18 protein-coding genes are annotated in these 17,653 nt (G+C 68.4%); 13 read left to right on the forward strand and 5 right to left on the reverse strand.

What is annotated here, in order from left to right:
- Positions 1 to 124: 124 nt before the first annotated feature.
- Complete coding sequence (locus tag JVH1_RS30900; RefSeq protein WP_009473997.1) at positions 125 to 295, forward strand: hypothetical protein; 171 nt, start codon at positions 125 to 127, stop codon at positions 293 to 295.
- Between the two features lie 6 nt (positions 296 to 301).
- On the opposite strand, the gene JVH1_RS30905 is transcribed toward JVH1_RS30900, so the two are convergent.
- Positions 302 to 1,024, reverse strand: a complete 723-nt coding sequence (locus JVH1_RS30905) for a GAF and ANTAR domain-containing protein (protein ID WP_029537206.1) — start codon at positions 1,022 to 1,024, stop codon at positions 302 to 304.
- Positions 1,025 to 1,157: 133 nt separating this feature from the next.
- Between JVH1_RS30905 and JVH1_RS30910 the strand changes: the two genes are divergently transcribed.
- Together JVH1_RS30910 and JVH1_RS30915 are read left to right on the forward strand one after the other, a co-directional pair.
- Positions 1,158 to 2,708: a carboxylesterase/lipase family protein gene (locus JVH1_RS30910; protein WP_051033658.1), complete on the forward strand. Its 1,551-nt coding sequence runs from the start codon at positions 1,158 to 1,160 to the stop codon at positions 2,706 to 2,708.
- 48 nt (positions 2,709 to 2,756) lie between these two features.
- Entirely contained in the window at positions 2,757 to 3,866 is a 1,110-nt protein-coding gene (locus JVH1_RS30915; protein WP_009473993.1) for a glutamate--cysteine ligase, read from the forward strand.
- Here the strand turns inward: JVH1_RS30915 and JVH1_RS30920 are convergent.
- Positions 3,859 to 4,614, reverse strand: a complete 756-nt coding sequence (locus JVH1_RS30920) for a hypothetical protein (RefSeq protein ID WP_009473992.1) — start codon at positions 4,612 to 4,614, stop codon at positions 3,859 to 3,861. The genes JVH1_RS30915 and JVH1_RS30920 overlap by 8 nt on opposite strands.
- Before the next feature lie 118 nt (positions 4,615 to 4,732).
- Between JVH1_RS30920 and holA the strand changes: the two genes are divergently transcribed.
- The gene (gene holA, locus JVH1_RS30925; RefSeq protein ID WP_009473990.1) at positions 4,733 to 5,710 is read left to right on the forward strand and encodes a DNA polymerase III subunit delta; all 978 of its coding nucleotides are present in this window, start codon (positions 4,733 to 4,735) and stop codon (positions 5,708 to 5,710) included.
- A 70-nt stretch (positions 5,711 to 5,780) separates the two neighbouring features.
- Here the strand turns inward: holA and rpsT are convergent, their stop codons facing one another.
- Positions 5,781 to 6,041, reverse strand: coding sequence for a 30S ribosomal protein S20 (gene rpsT, locus JVH1_RS30930; RefSeq protein WP_005248015.1), 261 nt, complete (start codon positions 6,039 to 6,041; stop codon positions 5,781 to 5,783).
- A 305-nt stretch (positions 6,042 to 6,346) separates the two neighbouring features.
- Between rpsT and JVH1_RS30935 the strand changes: the two genes are divergently transcribed.
- The 5 genes from JVH1_RS30935 to JVH1_RS30955 all read left to right on the forward strand — a co-directional run bounded on the left by JVH1_RS30935 (position 6,347) and on the right by JVH1_RS30955 (position 11,519).
- Entirely contained in the window at positions 6,347 to 7,978 is a 1,632-nt protein-coding gene (locus tag JVH1_RS30935) for a circularly permuted type 2 ATP-grasp protein (RefSeq protein ID WP_009473988.1), read from the forward strand.
- Positions 7,978 to 8,949, forward strand: a complete 972-nt coding sequence (locus tag JVH1_RS30940; RefSeq protein WP_009473987.1) for an alpha-E domain-containing protein — start codon at positions 7,978 to 7,980, stop codon at positions 8,947 to 8,949. Before JVH1_RS30935 ends, JVH1_RS30940 begins: the two co-directional genes overlap by 1 nt.
- A gap of 8 nt (positions 8,950 to 8,957) precedes the next feature.
- On the forward strand, positions 8,958 to 9,788 hold the full coding sequence (locus JVH1_RS30945) for a transglutaminase family protein (RefSeq protein WP_011594353.1): 831 nt from the start codon (positions 8,958 to 8,960) through the stop codon (positions 9,786 to 9,788).
- A gap of 64 nt (positions 9,789 to 9,852) precedes the next feature.
- Positions 9,853 to 10,626, forward strand: coding sequence for an aquaporin (locus JVH1_RS30950; protein ID WP_009473985.1), 774 nt, complete (start codon positions 9,853 to 9,855; stop codon positions 10,624 to 10,626).
- Positions 10,627 to 10,757: 131 nt separating this feature from the next.
- Positions 10,758 to 11,519 (forward strand): SGNH/GDSL hydrolase family protein, encoded by a 762-nt coding sequence (locus JVH1_RS30955; protein WP_043778371.1) that lies wholly within the window; start codon positions 10,758 to 10,760, stop codon positions 11,517 to 11,519.
- A gap of 5 nt (positions 11,520 to 11,524) precedes the next feature.
- Here JVH1_RS30955 and JVH1_RS30960 read toward each other — a convergent pair whose 3' ends face one another.
- Complete coding sequence (locus JVH1_RS30960) at positions 11,525 to 12,088, reverse strand: type II toxin-antitoxin system PemK/MazF family toxin (protein ID WP_043778343.1); 564 nt, start codon at positions 12,086 to 12,088, stop codon at positions 11,525 to 11,527.
- A gap of 65 nt (positions 12,089 to 12,153) precedes the next feature.
- Here JVH1_RS30960 and lepA point away from each other — a divergent pair, with 65 nt between their 5' ends.
- Complete coding sequence (gene lepA / locus JVH1_RS30965; RefSeq protein WP_011594349.1) at positions 12,154 to 14,046, forward strand: translation elongation factor 4; 1,893 nt, start codon at positions 12,154 to 12,156, stop codon at positions 14,044 to 14,046.
- A 58-nt stretch (positions 14,047 to 14,104) separates the two neighbouring features.
- Entirely contained in the window at positions 14,105 to 15,043 is a 939-nt protein-coding gene (locus tag JVH1_RS30970; protein WP_009473981.1) for a nitronate monooxygenase family protein, read from the forward strand.
- Between the two features lie 26 nt (positions 15,044 to 15,069).
- Here the strand turns inward: JVH1_RS30970 and JVH1_RS30975 are convergent, their stop codons facing one another.
- Positions 15,070 to 17,025: a glycoside hydrolase family 15 protein gene (locus JVH1_RS30975; RefSeq protein WP_043778369.1), complete on the reverse strand. Its 1,956-nt coding sequence runs from the start codon at positions 17,023 to 17,025 to the stop codon at positions 15,070 to 15,072.
- 86 nt (positions 17,026 to 17,111) lie between these two features.
- Here JVH1_RS30975 and JVH1_RS30980 point away from each other — a divergent pair, with 86 nt between their 5' ends.
- Complete coding sequence (locus JVH1_RS30980; RefSeq protein ID WP_005247996.1) at positions 17,112 to 17,294, forward strand: hypothetical protein; 183 nt, start codon at positions 17,112 to 17,114, stop codon at positions 17,292 to 17,294.
- An 87-nt stretch (positions 17,295 to 17,381) separates the two neighbouring features.
- Entirely contained in the window at positions 17,382 to 17,510 is a 129-nt protein-coding gene (locus JVH1_RS30985) for an Ms4533A family Cys-rich leader peptide (protein WP_368681004.1), read from the forward strand.
- The last annotated feature ends 143 nt before the right edge of the window (positions 17,511 to 17,653 follow it).

Raw genomic sequence — 17,653 nt, forward strand, 5'->3', positions numbered from 1 at the left:
ACGGGTTCAGTATCGTTTCGACTTCGATTCCCGATGTGCGTATGCGACACCGAAACACCGACTACCATCCGGTGGCAGATGCCTGAGGTGAACGGTCTTGGAACGCACCCGCATTGGAGGGCGAATGTCGGAATCGGAGCAGACAGATCTCGATGTGGACGACGAGCTCGACGCCGGGCAGGTGTGGCGAGCGCAGCGGGTCGTTGCTGCCCAGTCGCTCGACGCCGAAGACTGCCGCATGCTCCTGTCCATGCTCGGCATTGCGGGTAACCCCGATGCACCGGAGGCGGACTGACGGCGGTCAGGTCACCTTCCGGTGATGGTGAGCGACGATTTCCTGCGCCACCGTCGCCAGTTTGAGATTCATGTCCTGCGAGGTGGTGCGGAGAATGTCCAACGCCTGAGTCTCGGGAATGTTGTGGAACGCCATCAGCAGTCCCACCGCCTTCCCGATTTCACGATTGCTGGCCAGGCCTGCCCGCAGTGTCTCGGCCTCGGCGTGCTCGTGGACGGCCGCCAGCGCCACCGCCGCGAACGATGCGAGCATGATGCCCTGATCGACGGACGTGGTGTTCAGCGCTCCCGCCGTGTCGGAGAACAGATTGAGGGCGCCGACCTTGCGCCCGAGGATGACGAGCCGGAATCCGGCGGCACCGCGCACCGGTGTGCGGGCCAGCACCCGCGCCGACAGCCGCGGCCACTGCGACGAGGTGGCGAGGTCCGTCTCGAACTGGGGGGTGTCACTGACGATGGCATCGACGCACGGTCCCTCGTTCTCGATGCGCTCGAACTCGTCGACACGGAAGGCCACGTCGTCGCTCGCCGCGGCCGTCACATAGCGGGATCCCTCCCGGAGCATCAGGCTCGCGTGGTCACAACCCTCGACGAGTAGCGGTGCGGCGTCGCAGATGGCTTGGTGGACGTGCCCGAAATCCTGGCCTGCGTAGAGAAGATCGGCGAGGGTCGCGAACGTCGCGGCCGACCGGCCGACAGCCTGCGTCGTCTCGGGCACTGTGTCTCGCATCGGTTCCTCCAGCGTGCGGGCATGCGCCCGGTTCACCGATTCAGTCTGCCAGAGAGGGCGGTCGCCGCAGGTCCGGGCCGGAGGAATTCCCGATCGGACTCCGGCGGCAGTCGTGCCGGGCGAAGATGACGTCATGGTTTCGCGCACCGAGGACCCACATGTGACCATCGGCCAGGGAACGCTGCGGGGCGTCCGCCTCGACGGCGTTCGGTCATGGAAAGGCATTCCCTACGCCGCGCCGCCGGTCGGCGAGTGGCGGCTCCGCGCCCCGCGCGCGCCCGAACCGTTCACCGGCGTGCGCGACTGCTCCCGGTTCGGTCCGATCGCGCCGCAGAACGAGCACGGCCCGCTGCCCATCGATCCCGGTCTGACCATCGACGAGGACTGCCTCACCGTGAACGTCTCCGCCCCCGCGACGGACACCGAGCGACCGCGGCCGGTGATGGTGTGGATCCACGGCGGGGCGTATTACCTCGGTTCGTCCGGACAACGCATGTTCGATCCGACCCGTCTGGTCGAACGCGGCGACGTCGTGGTGGTCACGTTCAACTACCGGCTCGGTGCGCTGGGCTTCCTCGACTTCTCCTCGTTCTCGACCGGGGAGCATCCGTTCGACACGAACCTGGGCCTGCGCGATCAGATCGCAGCACTGACCTGGGTTCGCGACAACATCGCGGCATTCGGCGGCGACCCGGGCGACGTGACCCTGTTCGGGGAATCCGCCGGTGGCGGCGCGGTCACCACGCTGATGACGTCCCCGCCTGCGGAGGGACTGTTCCATCGCGCGATCGCCGAGAGTTCCCCCGCGACGTCCGTGTACGGCAGTGACCGCGCCGCGAGCATCGCCGAGTCGTTCCTCGAGCTGCTCGACATCGCGCCCGCCGACGCGGGCCGTCTCCGCGACCTGCCCGTCGACGTGCTGACGAAGGCCTGCATCGAACTCGTCCAGCAGGTGCCCGCGCGGGTCCCCGGCACCCTGGCGGTGGCCCCGACCGTCGACGGCGACGTGGTCCCGCACTACCCCGTGGCGGCATTCCGCAAGGGCCTCGCACACCGAATTCCGCTGCTGATCGGGACGAACAAGGACGAGGCGTCGATGTTCCGGCTCATGAAGTCGCCCCTGATGCCGATCACCCCGGACGCCGTGCATCAGATGTTCGTGGCGATCGCCGCCGACCATCCCGACCTCCCGGCGGACGAGGAACAGGAGGTGGCGGCCGCGTATCCCGACTACCCGAAGAAAAGCTCGGCCATGGAGATCTCACGGGACGCCGCGTTCCGGATGCCGACGCTGTGGATCGCGGAGGCACACAGCCGCGTCGCCCCGACCTGGCTGTACCGCTTCGACTACGCGACACCGTTACTGCGCGCCGCGCGGATCGGCGCCACCCACGGCACCGAGGTGCCGTACGTCTTCGGGAACTTCGGCGTCGTCCCGCACGACCCCACATTCAAGCTCGGCGGGCACCGAACCGCCGGGCACGTGTCGGAGCGGATCCAGCGACGGTGGCTGTCGTTTGCCACCGACGGCACCCCGGACGGAACGGGAGCCGAGGTCGGCTGGCCGCGGTACGACGAGGCGGATCGCACGACCCTGCTGATCGGCAAGTCCGACGCGGTCGTCGCCGATCCGGATCGGGAGCTCCGCCGGGCGTGGGGTGAGGAAGTCATCGGGTTCACCTGAGCGGCGGTGCCCCGGTTTGGTATCCGCGGAACGGGGGATACCTCCTGAATGAGCCCTGCAGCAACGGAATCGGGTCGCGACCTCAGTGTGGGGGTGGAAGAGGAGTTCTTCCTCGTCGACGAGTCCGGTCACCTCTCCGCCGCGGGACCCGACGTGGTCACGGAGGCCGGCCACGACATTCACGGGCTTCAGCGTGAACTCGCCCGATGTCAGATCGAGACGGCGACGGGCGTGTGCCACACCGGGGAGGAACTGCACGAGGAGCTGCGCAGCCTACGACGCCGGCTGGCGAAGGCCGCCGCGGGCCGCGATCTGCTGCTGCTGCCCAGCGGGACGTCCCTGGTCGTCGAGGGATTGCCCCCGGCGATCACCCCGAGCCCGCGGTACGAGGAGATGGCCCGCCACTTCGGGTCGATCGTGGACACGGTGACCACGTGCGGTTGTCACGTGCACGTGGGGATCCCGAGCCGCGACGTCGGTGTGCGGGTGAGCAACCTGGTTCGCAGTTGGCTACCCGTACTCCTTGCGCTCGCCGCGAACTCGCCGTTCCACAGTGGGCACGACACGGCCTATCACAGTTGGCGGCACATCATGTGGTCGCGGTGGCCGTCGGCGGGACCGCCGCCGCACTTCGACTCCGCGGACGAGTACGAGGCGACGGTCGGCGCGATGATCGGAACCGGTGCCGCCATGGACCGGGGAATGATCTACTGGCACGTCCGGCTCGCCGACAAGCAGCCGACCATCGAGGTCCGGATCGCGGACGTCGCCATGACCGCGGCGCACGCGGCACTCTACGCGGTGGTCGTGAAGGGTCTCGTCGGGTGGGCGCTCCAATCGCTGGACGACGGCCTCACCGTGCCGTGGCTGCGCGCGGAGCTGCTGCGGGCGCAGTTGTGGCGCGCGGCCCGTGACGGACTCGACGGGGAATGCACGAGCCCGGCCGCGGATCGGGTCCTGCCGATCCGCCGGCAACTGGAGCTGCTGAACGACTGCGTGGCCCCGGGGCTCGGCTCGAGTGATCGGGCGTTCCTCGAGTCGGGGCTCGACACCGTGTTGCGCGAGGGAACGGGCGCCGAGCGGCAACGGGCCGAGTTCACGCGGGTGGGCACGCTGGCGGCGGTGGTCGACCTCCTGACGCGCGAAGTGGTCAGCTGACCGGGGGTGGCGGAGTCAACTCGGTGACGCCGGCGGTGGTGGAGCCGATGTAGCCGGGATGCAGCAGGCCGGCGGATCCGACACCCGTGAGCAGGGCGCCTGCGCTGGTGTCCGGTCCGGTGCGCAGAGGGCCGGGGTCGTCGATCAACGCCTCCACCGTCGGGGTGTCGACGAGGCTGAGGTCGATGCGCTGCCCGGCGGGCTGGTAGACGGCGAGGACGACCGGGTCGGGGTAATGGGCGGCGGTACGGCGCATGACGTGGAACGCGGGGTCGGTGCCCAGGGCGAGCACGGTGACATTCGCGAACGATGCGAGCCGGTCGGCGATCGCACGGCCCGCCCCGCTGCGCCACGTATGCCCGTACAGGGTGAGCGCGTCGGACAGGTGACGCTGCTCGGTGTCACCTCGCGGGCTGCCGCCCGCCGGGTCGAGCAGGGCCCGCCACCGCTGTTCGTAGAAGTCGCACGCTGTGTCGAAGTCGTCGTCGGACCCGGCCGGCGCGACGTCGCCGCGCGAGGGCGCTGCGGGTTCGAGGACGGATCGACCACCCGCGAACAGCGTCTCGGCATGTCCGGAGGCCGAACAGCGGGCGACCAGTTGCACCGACCATCGGGGGATCAGCCCGTCGCGGCAGGTGTACCGGAAACTCAGCTCGTACCGTTGCCCTGTCGTGCGATCGTCGTCGAGGTCGATCATGTGCGCGTAGTCCTCGCGGGTGACGCCGTCCACCTCGGTTTCCGCGGTCATATGATCGAGTGTCCACCGCCGACGCGACCGCTGCGTGGCGATCGCCCGTGTTCGGCCTGCTCGGTCCCGGTTCCGGGGTGTCGGCGACCGTGTCCGCCACACGTGGCACGATCTTCGCGTGAGCACTCCAACTCAGCTCGAACAGCTCCATCTCGTCCTCGGTGACGAGGAGTTCCTCGTCGAACGTGCGGTGGCGCAGGTCATCAGCCACGTCCGCGCGAACGCGGATGTGGCCGCGGGCGCGGATCTTCCCGTCAACCGGTTGAGGGCGGGCGATGCCGGGGCGGCCGAACTCGCCGAACTGCTCAGCCCCTCCCTGTTCGCCGAAGACCGCGTGGTGGTGCTCGAGGCCGCGGCCGAGGCAGGCAAGGACGCCGTGGCACTGATCCTGGACGCAGCCGGCGACCCGCCTCCGGGTGTCGTCCTCGTCGTCCTGCACTCGGGCGGCGGACGTGCGAAAGCGATGACCGGGGCGCTGGAGAAACTCGGAGCCGTGGTGCACCCGTGCGCCAAACTGAAGTCCGGCGACCTCATCGGGTTCATCCGCGGCGAGTTCCGCACCCTCGGGGTCCGGGTGTCGCCGGAAGTGGTGCAGAGCGTGTTCGAGGGGGTGGGTTCGAATCTGCGCGAACTGGCCGCCGCGTGCTCGCAGCTCACCGCAGACACCGGCGGAAAAATCGATGTCGCCGCCGTTCAGCGGTACTACTCGGGCAAGGCCGAGGTCAGTGGTTTCGACGTCGCGGACAAGGCCGTCGCCGGCGACACCGCGGGCGCGATCGAGGCGCTGCGCTGGGCGATGCTGCGGGGCGTACCCCACGTGCTGCTGGCCGACGCGCTGGCCGATGCGGTGCACTCGATCGCCCGGGTGGCCCCGGCGGGACGGGGAGACCCGTTCCGGATGGCGTCGGAACTCGGCATGCCACCCTGGAAGATCAAGAAGGCGCAAGCCCTCGCGAAGGGATGGACACCCACATCGGTGGGGGAGGCGCTGCGCATCGTGGCGTCCCTGAACGCCGACGTCAAGGGTGCGGCGGCCGACGCGGACTACGCCGTCGAGAGTGCCGTCGGACGCGTCTCCCGGCTACGCCAGGTCTGACGGAGACACGACAACAGCCGCTCGATCCGAGGATCGAGCGGCTGTTGGAGAGCCTACGACGGAAGAACCGTCAGATCTTGTTGATGGCCTGCGCGAGAGCAGACTTCTTGTTTGCAGCCTGGTTGGCGTGAATGACGCCCTTGCTGGCTGCCTTGTCGAGCTTGCGGCTGGTGGCGACGAGGAGCTCGTTGGCCTTGTCCTTGTCACCGGCCGCCGCAGCCTCGCGGAACGAGCGGATCGCCGTGCGCAGCGAGGACTTCACCGACTGGTTACGGAGTCGGGCCGCCTCGTTGGTACGGATCCGCTTCACCTGGGACTTGATGTTGGCCACGCGTAAAATCCTGTCGTCTTAAGCTGGTTACGGTCGAGAAAGCTCTGGGCGCACACATATGCACCGACAGGCGAGATTACCAGTGATCGGTGTCCGATCTCAAACCGGCGCCGGACGCGCCGGGAAATCCTGCGGCTGTGCTGCTGAACGGGTGTACATGTAGCAGCATGTCTGGGATGACGCCCCCAGCATCGAAGTCGTCAACAGTAACGAAATCGTCGGCAATCTCGAAAGCCCCCGTCCGGAAATCGGGGGGAAGCACGCAGGCGGGTGCGAAGGCATCGGGAACCCAGCCGCGGACGCGGGTGACCGCCCGGCCGCGCAAGCCCGCGGAACCCGCCCACGTGTTCGACGGGTACACCGACGTCGGGCGTTACGGGCTGGCGTTCGACGAGATGTTCGACCGCGACGGCACCGTCCGCCCGCCGTACAAAGGCGTCTTCAAGGCGCTCGAGCCCGCGGACCGAGCCGACCTCGCCGCCCGATCCGACGCTCTGGGCAGGGCGTTCATCGACCAGGGCGTGACGTTCTCGCTGTCCGGTCAGGAGCGGCCCTTCCCGCTCGATCTGGTCCCCCGGGTCATCGCGGCTGCCGAGTGGACGCGTCTCGAGAAGGGCATCAAGCAGCGCGTGCAGGCGCTCGAGATGTTCCTCGACGACGTGTACGGGGAGCAGCGCATCCTGCGTGACCACGTGCTGCCGAAGCGGTTGGTCACCTCGTGCGAGCACTTCCACCGGGAGGCGTCGGGGATCGTCCCGCCGAACGGGGTGCGGATCCACGTCGCCGGCATCGACCTCGTCCGCGACGAGAACGGGGTGTTCCGCGTACTCGAGGACAACCTGCGTTCGCCGTCGGGGGTGTCCTACGTCATGGAGAACCGCCGCACGATGGCGCGGGTGTTCCCCGACCTGTTCATGTCGCACCGCGTGCGGTCCGTGGGCGACTACGCCTCCCATCTCCTGCGGGCGCTGCGCGCATCCGCCGCCCTCAACGAGGCCGACCCGACCGTCGTGGTGCTGACACCCGGTGTCGCGAACTCGGCGTACTTCGAGCATTCGCTGCTCGCGCGCCAGATGGGTGTCGAACTGGTCGAGGGCCGCGACCTGTTCTGCCGCGACAACATGGTCTACATGCGCACGACCGAGGGCGAACGCCAGGTCGACGTCATCTACCGCCGTATCGACGACGACTACCTCGACCCCATGCACTTCCGGCCGGACTCCGTGCTCGGGGTGGCCGGCGTCCTGAACGCGGCCCGGGCGGGCAACGTCGTCATCTCGAGTGCCGTCGGGAACGGGGTCGGCGACGACAAACTCGTCTACACGTACGTCCCGCAGATCATCGACTACTACCTCGGCGAGAAGCCGTTGCTCGCGAACGTCGACACGTTCCGGTGCTGGCTCGACGAGGAGTGCGAGGAGGTCCTGGACCGGGTCGACCAACTGGTGATCAAACCGGTGGAGGGGTCCGGCGGTTACGGCATCGTCTTCGGACCCGACGCGTCACCCAAGGAACTGAACACGATTGCCCGGAAGATCAAGGCCGACCCGCGCGGGTGGATCGCGCAGCCCGTCGTCCAGCTGTCCACGGTGCCAACCAAGGTCGGGGACGAACTGGTGCCCCGGCACGTCGATCTGCGGCCCTTCGCGGTCAACGACGGTGACGACGTGTGGGTGCTGCCGGGCGGGCTCACCCGGGTGGCCCTGCCCGAGGGGTCCCTCGTCGTGAACTCCAGCCAGGGCGGCGGCAGCAAGGACACGTGGGTGCTCGCGAGCCGGAGCTCCGACGAGGAGCGGGAACTCGCCGGTGAGGAGCTCGTCACCGAGCCGGCACAGTCCGCCGAGGCCGAGCAGGGGCCCGAACTCAGCACGACTCAACTACAACAGCAGCAACAACAGCAGCAGCAGCAACAACAGGGCCAGGGAGGTGGTCGCTGATGCTGGCGAGAAACGCGGAATCGCTGTACTGGATCGGCCGGTACGTCGAGCGGGCAGACGACATGGCCCGCATTCTCGACGTCGCCGTGCACCAGTTGCTCGACGACGCCTCGGTGGACCCCGACCGCACGTCCCGGTTGCTGCTGCGGGTGCTCGGCATCGAAGCGCCCGACACGCAGCTCGACGTCCGGTCGGTGACGGAACTGGTGGCGTTCAGCCGCAACCAGGTGGGCTCGATCATCGACTCGCTCGCCAGCGCCCGCGAGAACGCCCGGGGCGCCCGGGAGGTCACGTCGAGTGAGATGTGGGAGTGCCTCAACACCACGTACAACGGCCTCGCCGAACGGGAACGGGCGTCCAAGCGTCTCGGGCCGCACGAGTTCTTCCGGTACGTGGAGGAACGTGCGGCGATGTTCGCGGGTCTGGCCGATTCGACGATGAGCCGCGACGACGGATACCGCTTCCTGCTGCTCGGCCGCTCGATCGAGCGCGTCGACATGCTCGCGCGGATGTTGTTGTCCCGTGCGGGCGACCGCCCATCTTCGCCGGCGTGGGTGACGGTGCTGCGTTCCGCGGGAGCTCACGACACCTACCTGCGCACGTACCGCGGCGCGCTGGACGCCAACCGGGTGGTCGAGTTCATCCTGCTGGACCGGCTGTTTCCGCGGTCGGTCTTCCACGCCATCCGGCAGGCGGAGTTGTGTCTCGCCGAGCTCGACCACCAGCCCGACAGTCGCGTCGGGCCGAGAGCCGAGGCGCAGCGCCTCCTCGGCAGGGCCCGCAGCGAACTCGAGTTCCTGCCGCCCGGCGTGCTCCTCGAGGATCTCCAGGATCGGCTCGCGGGGTTGCAGGAAACCTGCCGCGAGCTCGGAGAAGCCATCGCGCTGCAGTATTTTCACGCCGCGCCGTGGGTGGCGTGGACCGATGCACGGGCCGTCGGCGGCGAAGCCGTCGTGGAGGGAGAACTGTGAGCTGGCGTATGAGAGTCGTGCACACCACCGGGTATGCCTACGACGCACCGGTCACGTCCTCGTACAACGAGGCGCGACTCACCCCTCGCGGTGACAGCAGGCAGACGGTGATCCTGAACCGGGTGGAGACGACGCCGGCGACGCGGTCGTACCGCTACACCGACTATTGGGGCACCGCCGTCACCGCGTTCGATCTCCATGCGCCGCACAAGGAACTCGAAGTCACCGGGCTGTCCGTGGTCGAGACCGAACCGTTCTGGGAGCCGGAGGAGAAGGTGGACTGGGACGAGCTGGCCAGCCCTCCGCTCACCGACCGGTTCAACGAACAGCTGAGCAACACCACGTTCGTGCCGCGCAGCCGCAAGCTCGACACCATCGCCCGAGACCTCCGCAAGGGCCGCACCCCCGACGAAGCCGTTGTCGCGGCGGCGGACTGGGTGCATCGGGAGATGGATTACGTTCCGGGCACGACGGGCGTCCACACGTCCGCGGTCGACGCCTGGGCCGAACGGCAGGGTGTGTGCCAGGACTACGCGCACCTGACGCTGGTTCTTCTGCGCAGCATGGGAATTCCGAGTCGCTACGTATCCGGCTATCTGCACCCGAAACCCGATGCGGCGGTGGACGACACGGTGGCGGGGGAGAGTCACGCGTGGGTCGAGGCGTGGACCGGTGCGTGGTGGGGATACGACCCCACCAACGCCGTCGCGGTGAACGAACAGCACGTGTCGGTGGGTATCGGACGGGACTACGCGGACGTTCCACCGCTCAAGGGCATCTTCTCCGGGGGCCGCGCGACAGATCTCGAAGTCGTCGTGGAGATCACACGCCTGGCGTAAAGTGCCAGCCAGATCTATCTGTGGAAAGCAGGACTAACGATCCATTTCGACGAAGGTGGGTTCAATGTCTCCAACCGCACAGGAATACGTAGAAGTCGAACCGATCTCGGATCTCAAGAAATACGTAGCTGAGGCGGTCGGAACGTTCGTACTGGTCTTCGCGGCGGTGGGTACGGCGGTCTTCGCCGGAGCCAAGGTCGGGAACCTCGGTGTGGCAATGGCATTCGGACTGACGCTCCTCTTCCTCGTCTACGCCATCGGCCCCATCTCGGGCTGCCACGTCAACCCGGCCGTCACGGTCGGACACCTCGCTCTCGGCCGGTTGTCCGTCGTGAAGGCGGGGTTGTACGTCGTCGCCCAGGTCATCGGCGGTCTCGTCGCCGGTGTGGTGGTGTACGCGATCGCGCAGAGCCTGCCCTCGTACAACCGGGCCGACGACGGTCTCGGCGCCAACGGCTGGGGCGCCCACAGCCCGTCCGCCATCAAGGGACCGCTCGGCGGGGTCATCGAGAACGGTTACGGCATCGGCGCGGCGATGATCGTCGAAGTCCTGCTCACCGCGCTGCTCGTGTTCGTGGTCCTCGCCTCCACCGACCAGATCTCCGACGTCCCCCTCGCCGGTGTCTCCATCGGTTTCACGCTCGCCGTGATCCACCTCGTGTCGATCCCGATCGACAACACGTCCGTCAACCCCGCCCGCAGCCTCGCCGTCGCGCCCTACCAGAACGGCGCGCTCGCCCAGGTGTGGCTGTTCATCGTGTTCCCGTTGATCGGCGGCGCGGTAGGAGCGCTGGTCTACCGGTCGCTGTTCGGCCGGTACGACCGACTGCAGAGCTGACGACCGGCCGACCCGTCCCGGCCCGGCGCGACCTGCGAGCCGCACTCGTCGCGTGCGTCGTTCTCACGCTCACCGGGGCGGTCCCCGCGACCGTGACCGCCGAGGACGCACCGCGGCCGGGACCGGCCTACGTGGCCCTCGGCGACTCCCGGGCGGCCGGGCCGCTCATCGAATTCACCGAGCACCGCGACCTGTGCCTGCGATCACCGGACCTGAACTACCCGGCGAAGCTGGCGCGGCTGATCGGCGCGGCCACCGTCACCGACGTCACCTGCTCCGCCGCGAAACCCGCCCACGTGATCAGCACCCCGCAGTTCGTGGGGACGAGGGTCGCTCCGCCGCAGATCGAGGCGCTCCGTCCGGACACCGACGTCGTGACGCTCAGCATCGGCGGGGGCGGTTCCAATCACCTGCCCGTGTCGGTGCGCTGCGCCGCTGTCGTTCCCGGCGCGGATGCCGGTTGCCGCGACAACCCACGGGCGGAGCGACTGGCGGTCGAGGGGATCGCGACGATGGCGCCCCAGGTCGACGCCGTGGTGGCCGCGATCGTCGCGAAAGCACCGAACGCCGAGGTCTATCTGATCGGGCACGGCGGTTCCGTCGGACGGCGTGGCTGCTGGCCGAACCTGCCCGTGTCCGACGCGGACGCGGTCTGGCTCGAGCGATACTTCGCCCGCTTCAACCAGATCTACGTCGACGCCGCGGCCAGATACGGCGTGCACTACATCGACATCGCGAAGGCCGCCGTGGACGGTGGGCACGACGTCTGCGCGCCGGCGGGGCAGCGGTGGTTCGAGGGCATCCTGCCGCAGTCACCCGCGGAACCGGCGCATCCCAACGCGCTCGCGATGACCGCGATCGCCGAGATGATCGCCGACGATCTGCGCCGGTGACGGCGTCACTGCCAGCTGAAGTCCGCCCGCAGTCGCCGCGCCACGATCTCGAACTTGTCCCGGACCATCACGGCGCCCTCGCGGCGGATCCCCGCCTCCGGCACGTCCAGCACCCGGTCCAGGCGGATCCAGCTCGGACGGCCCTCCGCATCCCACGCCCCCGAGCCGACCGCGATCCAGTCCCGGTCGCCGTCGTGCTTGCTCTGCGAGGACAGCATCAACCCGAGCAGGGTGTCGCCGTCACGTCCGACGACCAGCACGGGCCGGTCCTTGCCCTGGCTCGGATCCTCCTCGTACGCCACCCACGTCCAGACGATTTCGCCCGGATCCGCGCGACCGTCCAGGTCGGGGGAGTACTCCACCTTCCGGGCCCGATGGGCGGTCGGGGCGGAATTCGCGGTGACCGGTCGGCCCGGGGCCGGCTTCGGCGCGGAGGCCGTCGACCCGGTCAGGACACCGGCCGCGCGGTCCAGCGCGCCGGACTTCTGCAGCGCCTGGATCAGCTGCGGGCCCTTGTCCCGTGCAAGTCGGCCCAACGTCTTCCCGATGCTGCTCCACGTGCTCGCCATGGCCGCCGAGCTTAGTGCGTGTATGCCGCGGCAGCCGCAACGCGGTGGCTTGGATATCCTGACAGGTGACAGTGGCCCGGAACCGGGCCGGTGCCGGTCCAGGTAAGGGGTCCCCCATCAGCAGCTTCGCCGACAAGACGTTCACGGATCCTGCCCGGATCCGGAATTTCTGCATCATCGCGCACATCGATCACGGCAAGTCGACCCTGGCCGACCGCATGCTTCAGCTCACCGGTGTGGTCGAGGAGCGGCAGATGCGCGCCCAGTACCTCGACCGCATGGACATCGAGCGCGAGCGCGGCATCACGATCAAGGCGCAGAACGTCCGGCTGCCGTGGAAGGTGGGCGACGAGGAGTTCGTCATCCACCTCATCGACACCCCCGGGCACGTCGACTTCACGTACGAGGTCTCCCGCGCACTCGAGGCCTGCGAGGGTGCGGTCCTGCTGGTGGATGCCGCGCAGGGCATCGAGGCCCAGACGCTCGCCAACCTGTACCTGGCGATGGAGAAGGACCTCACCATCATCCCGGTGCTCAACAAGATCGACCTGCCCGCCGCCGACCCGGACCGATACGCCGAGGAGATCGCACACATCACGGGGTGCGAGCCGGGTGACGTGCTGCGCGTGTCCGGCAAGACCGGCATCGGGGTGAAGGAACTGCTCGACGAGGTCGTGCGGCAGGTCCCCGCCCCCGTCGGCGACCCGGACGGTCCGGCGCGCGCCATGATCTTCGACTCGGTGTACGACGCCTACCGCGGCGTCGTCACCTACGTGCGCGTCGTGGACGGCCGGATCTCGCCGCGCGAGAAGATCACCATGATGTCGACGGGCACCACCCACGATCTGATCGAGGTCGGCATCATCTCGCCCGAACCGAAGGCCAGTATCGGCCTCGGCGTCGGCGAGGTGGGGTACCTCATCACCGGTGTGAAGGACGTCCGGCAGTCGCGAGTCGGCGACACGGTCACCGCGGCGCGCGGCGGTGCAACCGAACCCCTCGTGGGATACCGCGACCCCAAGCCGATGGTCTACTCCGGCCTCTACCCGCTCGACGGTTCGGACTACCCGGTGCTGCGCGACGCCCTGGACAAGTTGCGTCTCAACGACGCCGCCCTGGCCTACGAGCCGGAGACGTCGGTAGCGCTCGGATTCGGGTTCCGCTGCGGATTCCTCGGACTGCTGCACATGGAGATCACCCGCGACCGCCTCGAGCGCGAATTCGGGCTCGAATTGATCTCGACGTCGCCGAACGTGGTGTACCGGGTGGTGATGGAGGACGGCTCCGAGCACGTCGTCACCAACCCGTCGTACTGGCCGGAGGGCAAGATCCGCGAAGTCTACGAGCCGATGGTGAAGTGCACCATCATCGCGCCGAGCGAGTTCATCGGCGCGATCATGGAGCTCTGCCAGAACCGGCGCGGCGAACTCGGCGGCATGGACTACCTGTCCGAAACCCGGGTCGAGCTGCGCTACGAGATGCCCATGGGCGAGATCATGTTCGACTTCTTCGACGCCCTGAAGTCGCGGACCAAGGGATACGCCAGCCTCGACTACGAGGAGTCAGGCGAGCAGCAGGCCGATCTGGTGAAGGTGGACATCCTGCTGCAGGGTGAGGCCGTCGACGCGTTCTCCTCGATCGTGCACCGATCCGCGGCCGGCGCGTACGGCGGACGGATGACGTCGAAGCTGCGTGAGCTGATTCCCCGGCAGCAGTTCGAGGTGCCGATCCAGGCGGCGATCGGCTCGAAGATCATCTCGCGTGAGAACATCCGCGCGATCCGCAAGGACGTGCTCGCCAAGTGCTACGGCGGCGACATCAGCCGTAAGCGCAAGCTGCTCGAGAAGCAGAAGGAAGGCAAGAAGCGGATGAAGACGATCGGCCGGGTCGAGGTTCCGCAGGAAGCCTTCGTGGCCGCGTTGTCGTCCGAATCGGTCGGGGACAAGCCGAAGAAGTAGCGCGCGACCGCTCGGTTGTTCTGCTCCGTCGACGACTGATCGAAAGTAGGTGCGGCACGTGGCCCTCGAAACCTGGCTCACCCGGACACTGGGAATCGAGGTGCCGATCTTCGGCGCCCCGATGGGCGGACGGGCCGGAGGGGCCCTCGTCGGCGAGGTGTCGAAGGCGGGCGGGCTCGGCCTGCTCGGCGCGGCGCGCTACGCCACCCCGGAGTGGGTGGCGAAGGAGACGGCGGTCGCGCGGAGCATCGGCGGCGACGCCTTCGGCATCGGGTTGATGACCTGGGCGCTCGACGACGACGACGCTCTGCTCGACGCCGCGCTGGCCGAGAACCCGCGGATCGTGTCGCTGTCGTTCGGCGATCCCGCGCCCTATGTGGAGCGGGTGCACGCTACCGGGGCGCTCGTGGTGTCGCAGGTGAACACGATCGACGATCTGCGGGTCGTGGAGGCGGCGGGCGTCGACTTCGTCATCGCCCAGGGCGGCGAGGCGGGCGGCCACACCGGCCGGATCGGGACGCTGCCCCTGCTGCAGGAGATCCTGGACGCCACCGCGCTGCCCGTGCTGGCCGCGGGCGGCATCGCGACCGGCCGCGGTCTCGCCGCCGTTCTCGCCGCCGGCGCGGAGGGCGCCATGATCGGGACCGCGCTGCTGGCCAGCCCCGAGACCATCGGACCGGAGTACGCCCGCGGCAGGCTGATCGCGGCGGGCAGCGCGGACACCGTGTACACGTCGGTGTTCGACCAGGCGCGCAGCCAGCCGTGGCCGGCCCGGTGGGGCGGCCGGGCCCTGAGCAACGCGTTCACGTCCCGCTGGCACGGTGTGCACGCCTCCGACACCGAACTCGCTACCGCCTACGACCCCGCGAATCCCGACCTCGGTGTCGTGTACGCCGGGGAGGCGGCGGGTCTCGTCACATCGGAGCGGCCGGCGGGTGTCGTGGTGCGGCAGATCGCCGCCGACGCGGAGCGGTTGCTGCACCGTTTCGCGGAGTAGTCCGGAGTCGCAGGTCCTCGGCCGGATCACACCGTGTAGTGGGCAGGGTGGAAGCCGCTCGCCGCGGCCTCCTCGGCGCGGATGACGTGGACGACCGCGTTGATCAACGCCAGATGGGTGAACGCCTGCGGGAAGTTACCCAGGTGCCGACCCGACTCGGGATCGATCTCCTCCGCGTACAACTCGAGGGGGCTGGCGAACCCGAGGAGCCGCTCGCACAGGCGCTTCGCGCGGTCGAGTTCGCCGATCTCCACGAGCGCCGACACGAGCCAGAACGAACAGATCGTGAACGTGCCCTCCTTGCCCGTGAGCCCGTCGTCCGTGGTCTCCACCCGGTAACGCAGCACCAGCCCACCCTCGGTCAGCTCGTCCGCGATGGCGAGCACGGTGGCGCGGATGCGCGGGTCGTCCGAGGGCAGGAACCGCAAGAGCGGAGCGAGGAGGAGTGAGGCGTCGAGCTCGTCGCTGCCGTACCGCTGGGTGAGGACTCCGCGTGCGTCGACGCCGTGCTCGAGAATGTCGGCCTTGATCTCGTCGGCGAGGTCCGCCCACCGGTCCGCGTAACTCGTCTCCCCCTGCTGCTCGGCGAGTTTCGCGCCCCGGTCGAGCGCCACCCAGCACATGATCTTCGACGACGTGAAGTGCTGCGGCTCGCCGCGCACCTCCCAGATGCCGCGGTCGGGGAGCTGCCAGTGCTCGATCGCCTCCTCGACCTGACGTTTGAGCATCGGCCACAGCGTCTCCGGCACCCGCTCGCGCGATCGCACGTGCAGGTACACGGAATCGAGGATCGTTCCCCAGATGTCGTGCTGGTCCTGGTCGTACGCACCGTTTCCGATCCGCACCGGACGCGCGCCGTCATAGCCCGACAGGTGCGGCAGCTCCTCCTCGACGAGGGTCCGCTCGCCGCCGACGCCGTACATCACCTGCAGCGGCCGGTACTTGCCGTCGTCGGCACTGGACACGTCGTAGAGGAACGCGAAGAAGTCGTCGGCCTCCCGGTCGAGTCCGAGGCTGTACAGCCCCCACAGCGCGAATGTCGAATCGCGCACCCATGCGTAGCGGTAGTCCCAATTTCGTTCACCCCCGGGGGTTTCCGGAAGCGACGTGGTCGACGCGGCGAGCAGCGCGCCGGTGGGGGCGTACGCCAACCCCTTCAGCGCCAGGGCGCTGCGCTGCAGGTAGCCACGCCACTTGTGGTCGGGGAAGCGGCCGGTCGTGATCCATTCCCGCCAGAACTTCGCCGTCTGCCACATCTTCTCGGCAGCCTCGTCATAGGTCTGCGGCGCAGGCATGTGCGACCAGGACAGTGCGACGAACACGTTGTCGTCCGCGACCATCCGGGTCCGGGCCCGGGCCTCGCGCCCTTCCAGCCCGAGCTTCATGTTGCTGGTCAGCCGGAGTGTGGGGTGGTCGCCCGCACCACTCGACTTGCAGGTGGCGGTGGCTTCCTCGTAGACCTTGCCCGTGTACTCCCACACCGCGTCGCCGCGGTGGTAGTCGAACGCGGGCTCGCAGCTCATCTCGAGATCCACGGTGCCGTTCACGCATTTGACGGTCCGCAGCAGGACGTGTTCGGCATCCCAGTCCGTGGGGGTGCGGCGATGGGAGCGGGACCGCTGCTCCACGTTGTGCCACGGGCCGAGCACGAGTGCGTCGCGGACGATGAGCCACCCCGTTTCGGTCTGCCACGTCGTTTCGACGATCAGTCCGCCCGGCAGGTAGCGGCGGGCGGCGGGCACGTTCTGCCCGTACGGTGCGATCCGGAAGTGGCCGGCGCTGCGGTCGAGGATGGCGCCGAAGATGCTGGGGGAGTCGGGCCGGGGGATGCACATCCACTCGACCGCCCCGTTCCGGGCGATCAGGCACGTGGTCTCGCAGTCCGACAGGAATGCGTAATCGTCGATCGGCGGAAACGCGCGACGGTGGCGATGCGCGGCAGAGCGGGGCTGGTCGTCCGAGTGCGCATCGAGAGACACCATCTGCTCATCATCGGCCGTCGTCGTCGCGGCGTCCACCTGTGCGCCGACCACGTGCCGGCGAACGATAGGGTGGCACGGTGGACCGGATGGCGAGTTGGTGGGACGGCTTCGAGCTGTGGATCGCCGGGCTCCCGTTCGTTCCGCAGGTCGCCCTCGTGCTGCTGGTGATGGTGCCGGTGTGCCGGGGACTGGCGTGGCTGCTCGATCGTGGCCTGGCCGCAGTCTTCGTCCTGCTCAGGCGGGACGTCTCGAAGGTGGAGGAACCCTGATGCCGCGCTCACGCGTCACACTCGCGCTGCTCGCGCTGCTCGTCCTCGTCATCGTCGCCTGGCTGCTCACCCGGTAAATCCCGTTCGATGTGGGCGGTTGGTTCAGCCTCTGCTACAGTCCACGGCGTGTCTGAAGCCGCTGTACACCAGGTCCGCCATGAATTGGCGTTGATCGCTGTCGGCATGCTCGCAGTCGCCGACATCGACTGTTGTTGATTTCTCCTCGCACACAGAAATGCGCGCGGGTGACACCGTGCACGCTCGACCGGTCTCGCGCTGCTGATTTTCGTTCGCATTCCTGATTCCGCTCGGGCGATCCCTGCGTTCTTCCTCCCGCACCACCTCCCACGTTTTTCGCA

The organism is Rhodococcus sp. JVH1, from assembly GCF_000280725.2.
GTDB lineage: Bacteria > Actinomycetota > Actinomycetes > Mycobacteriales > Mycobacteriaceae > Rhodococcus_F > Rhodococcus_F jostii_A.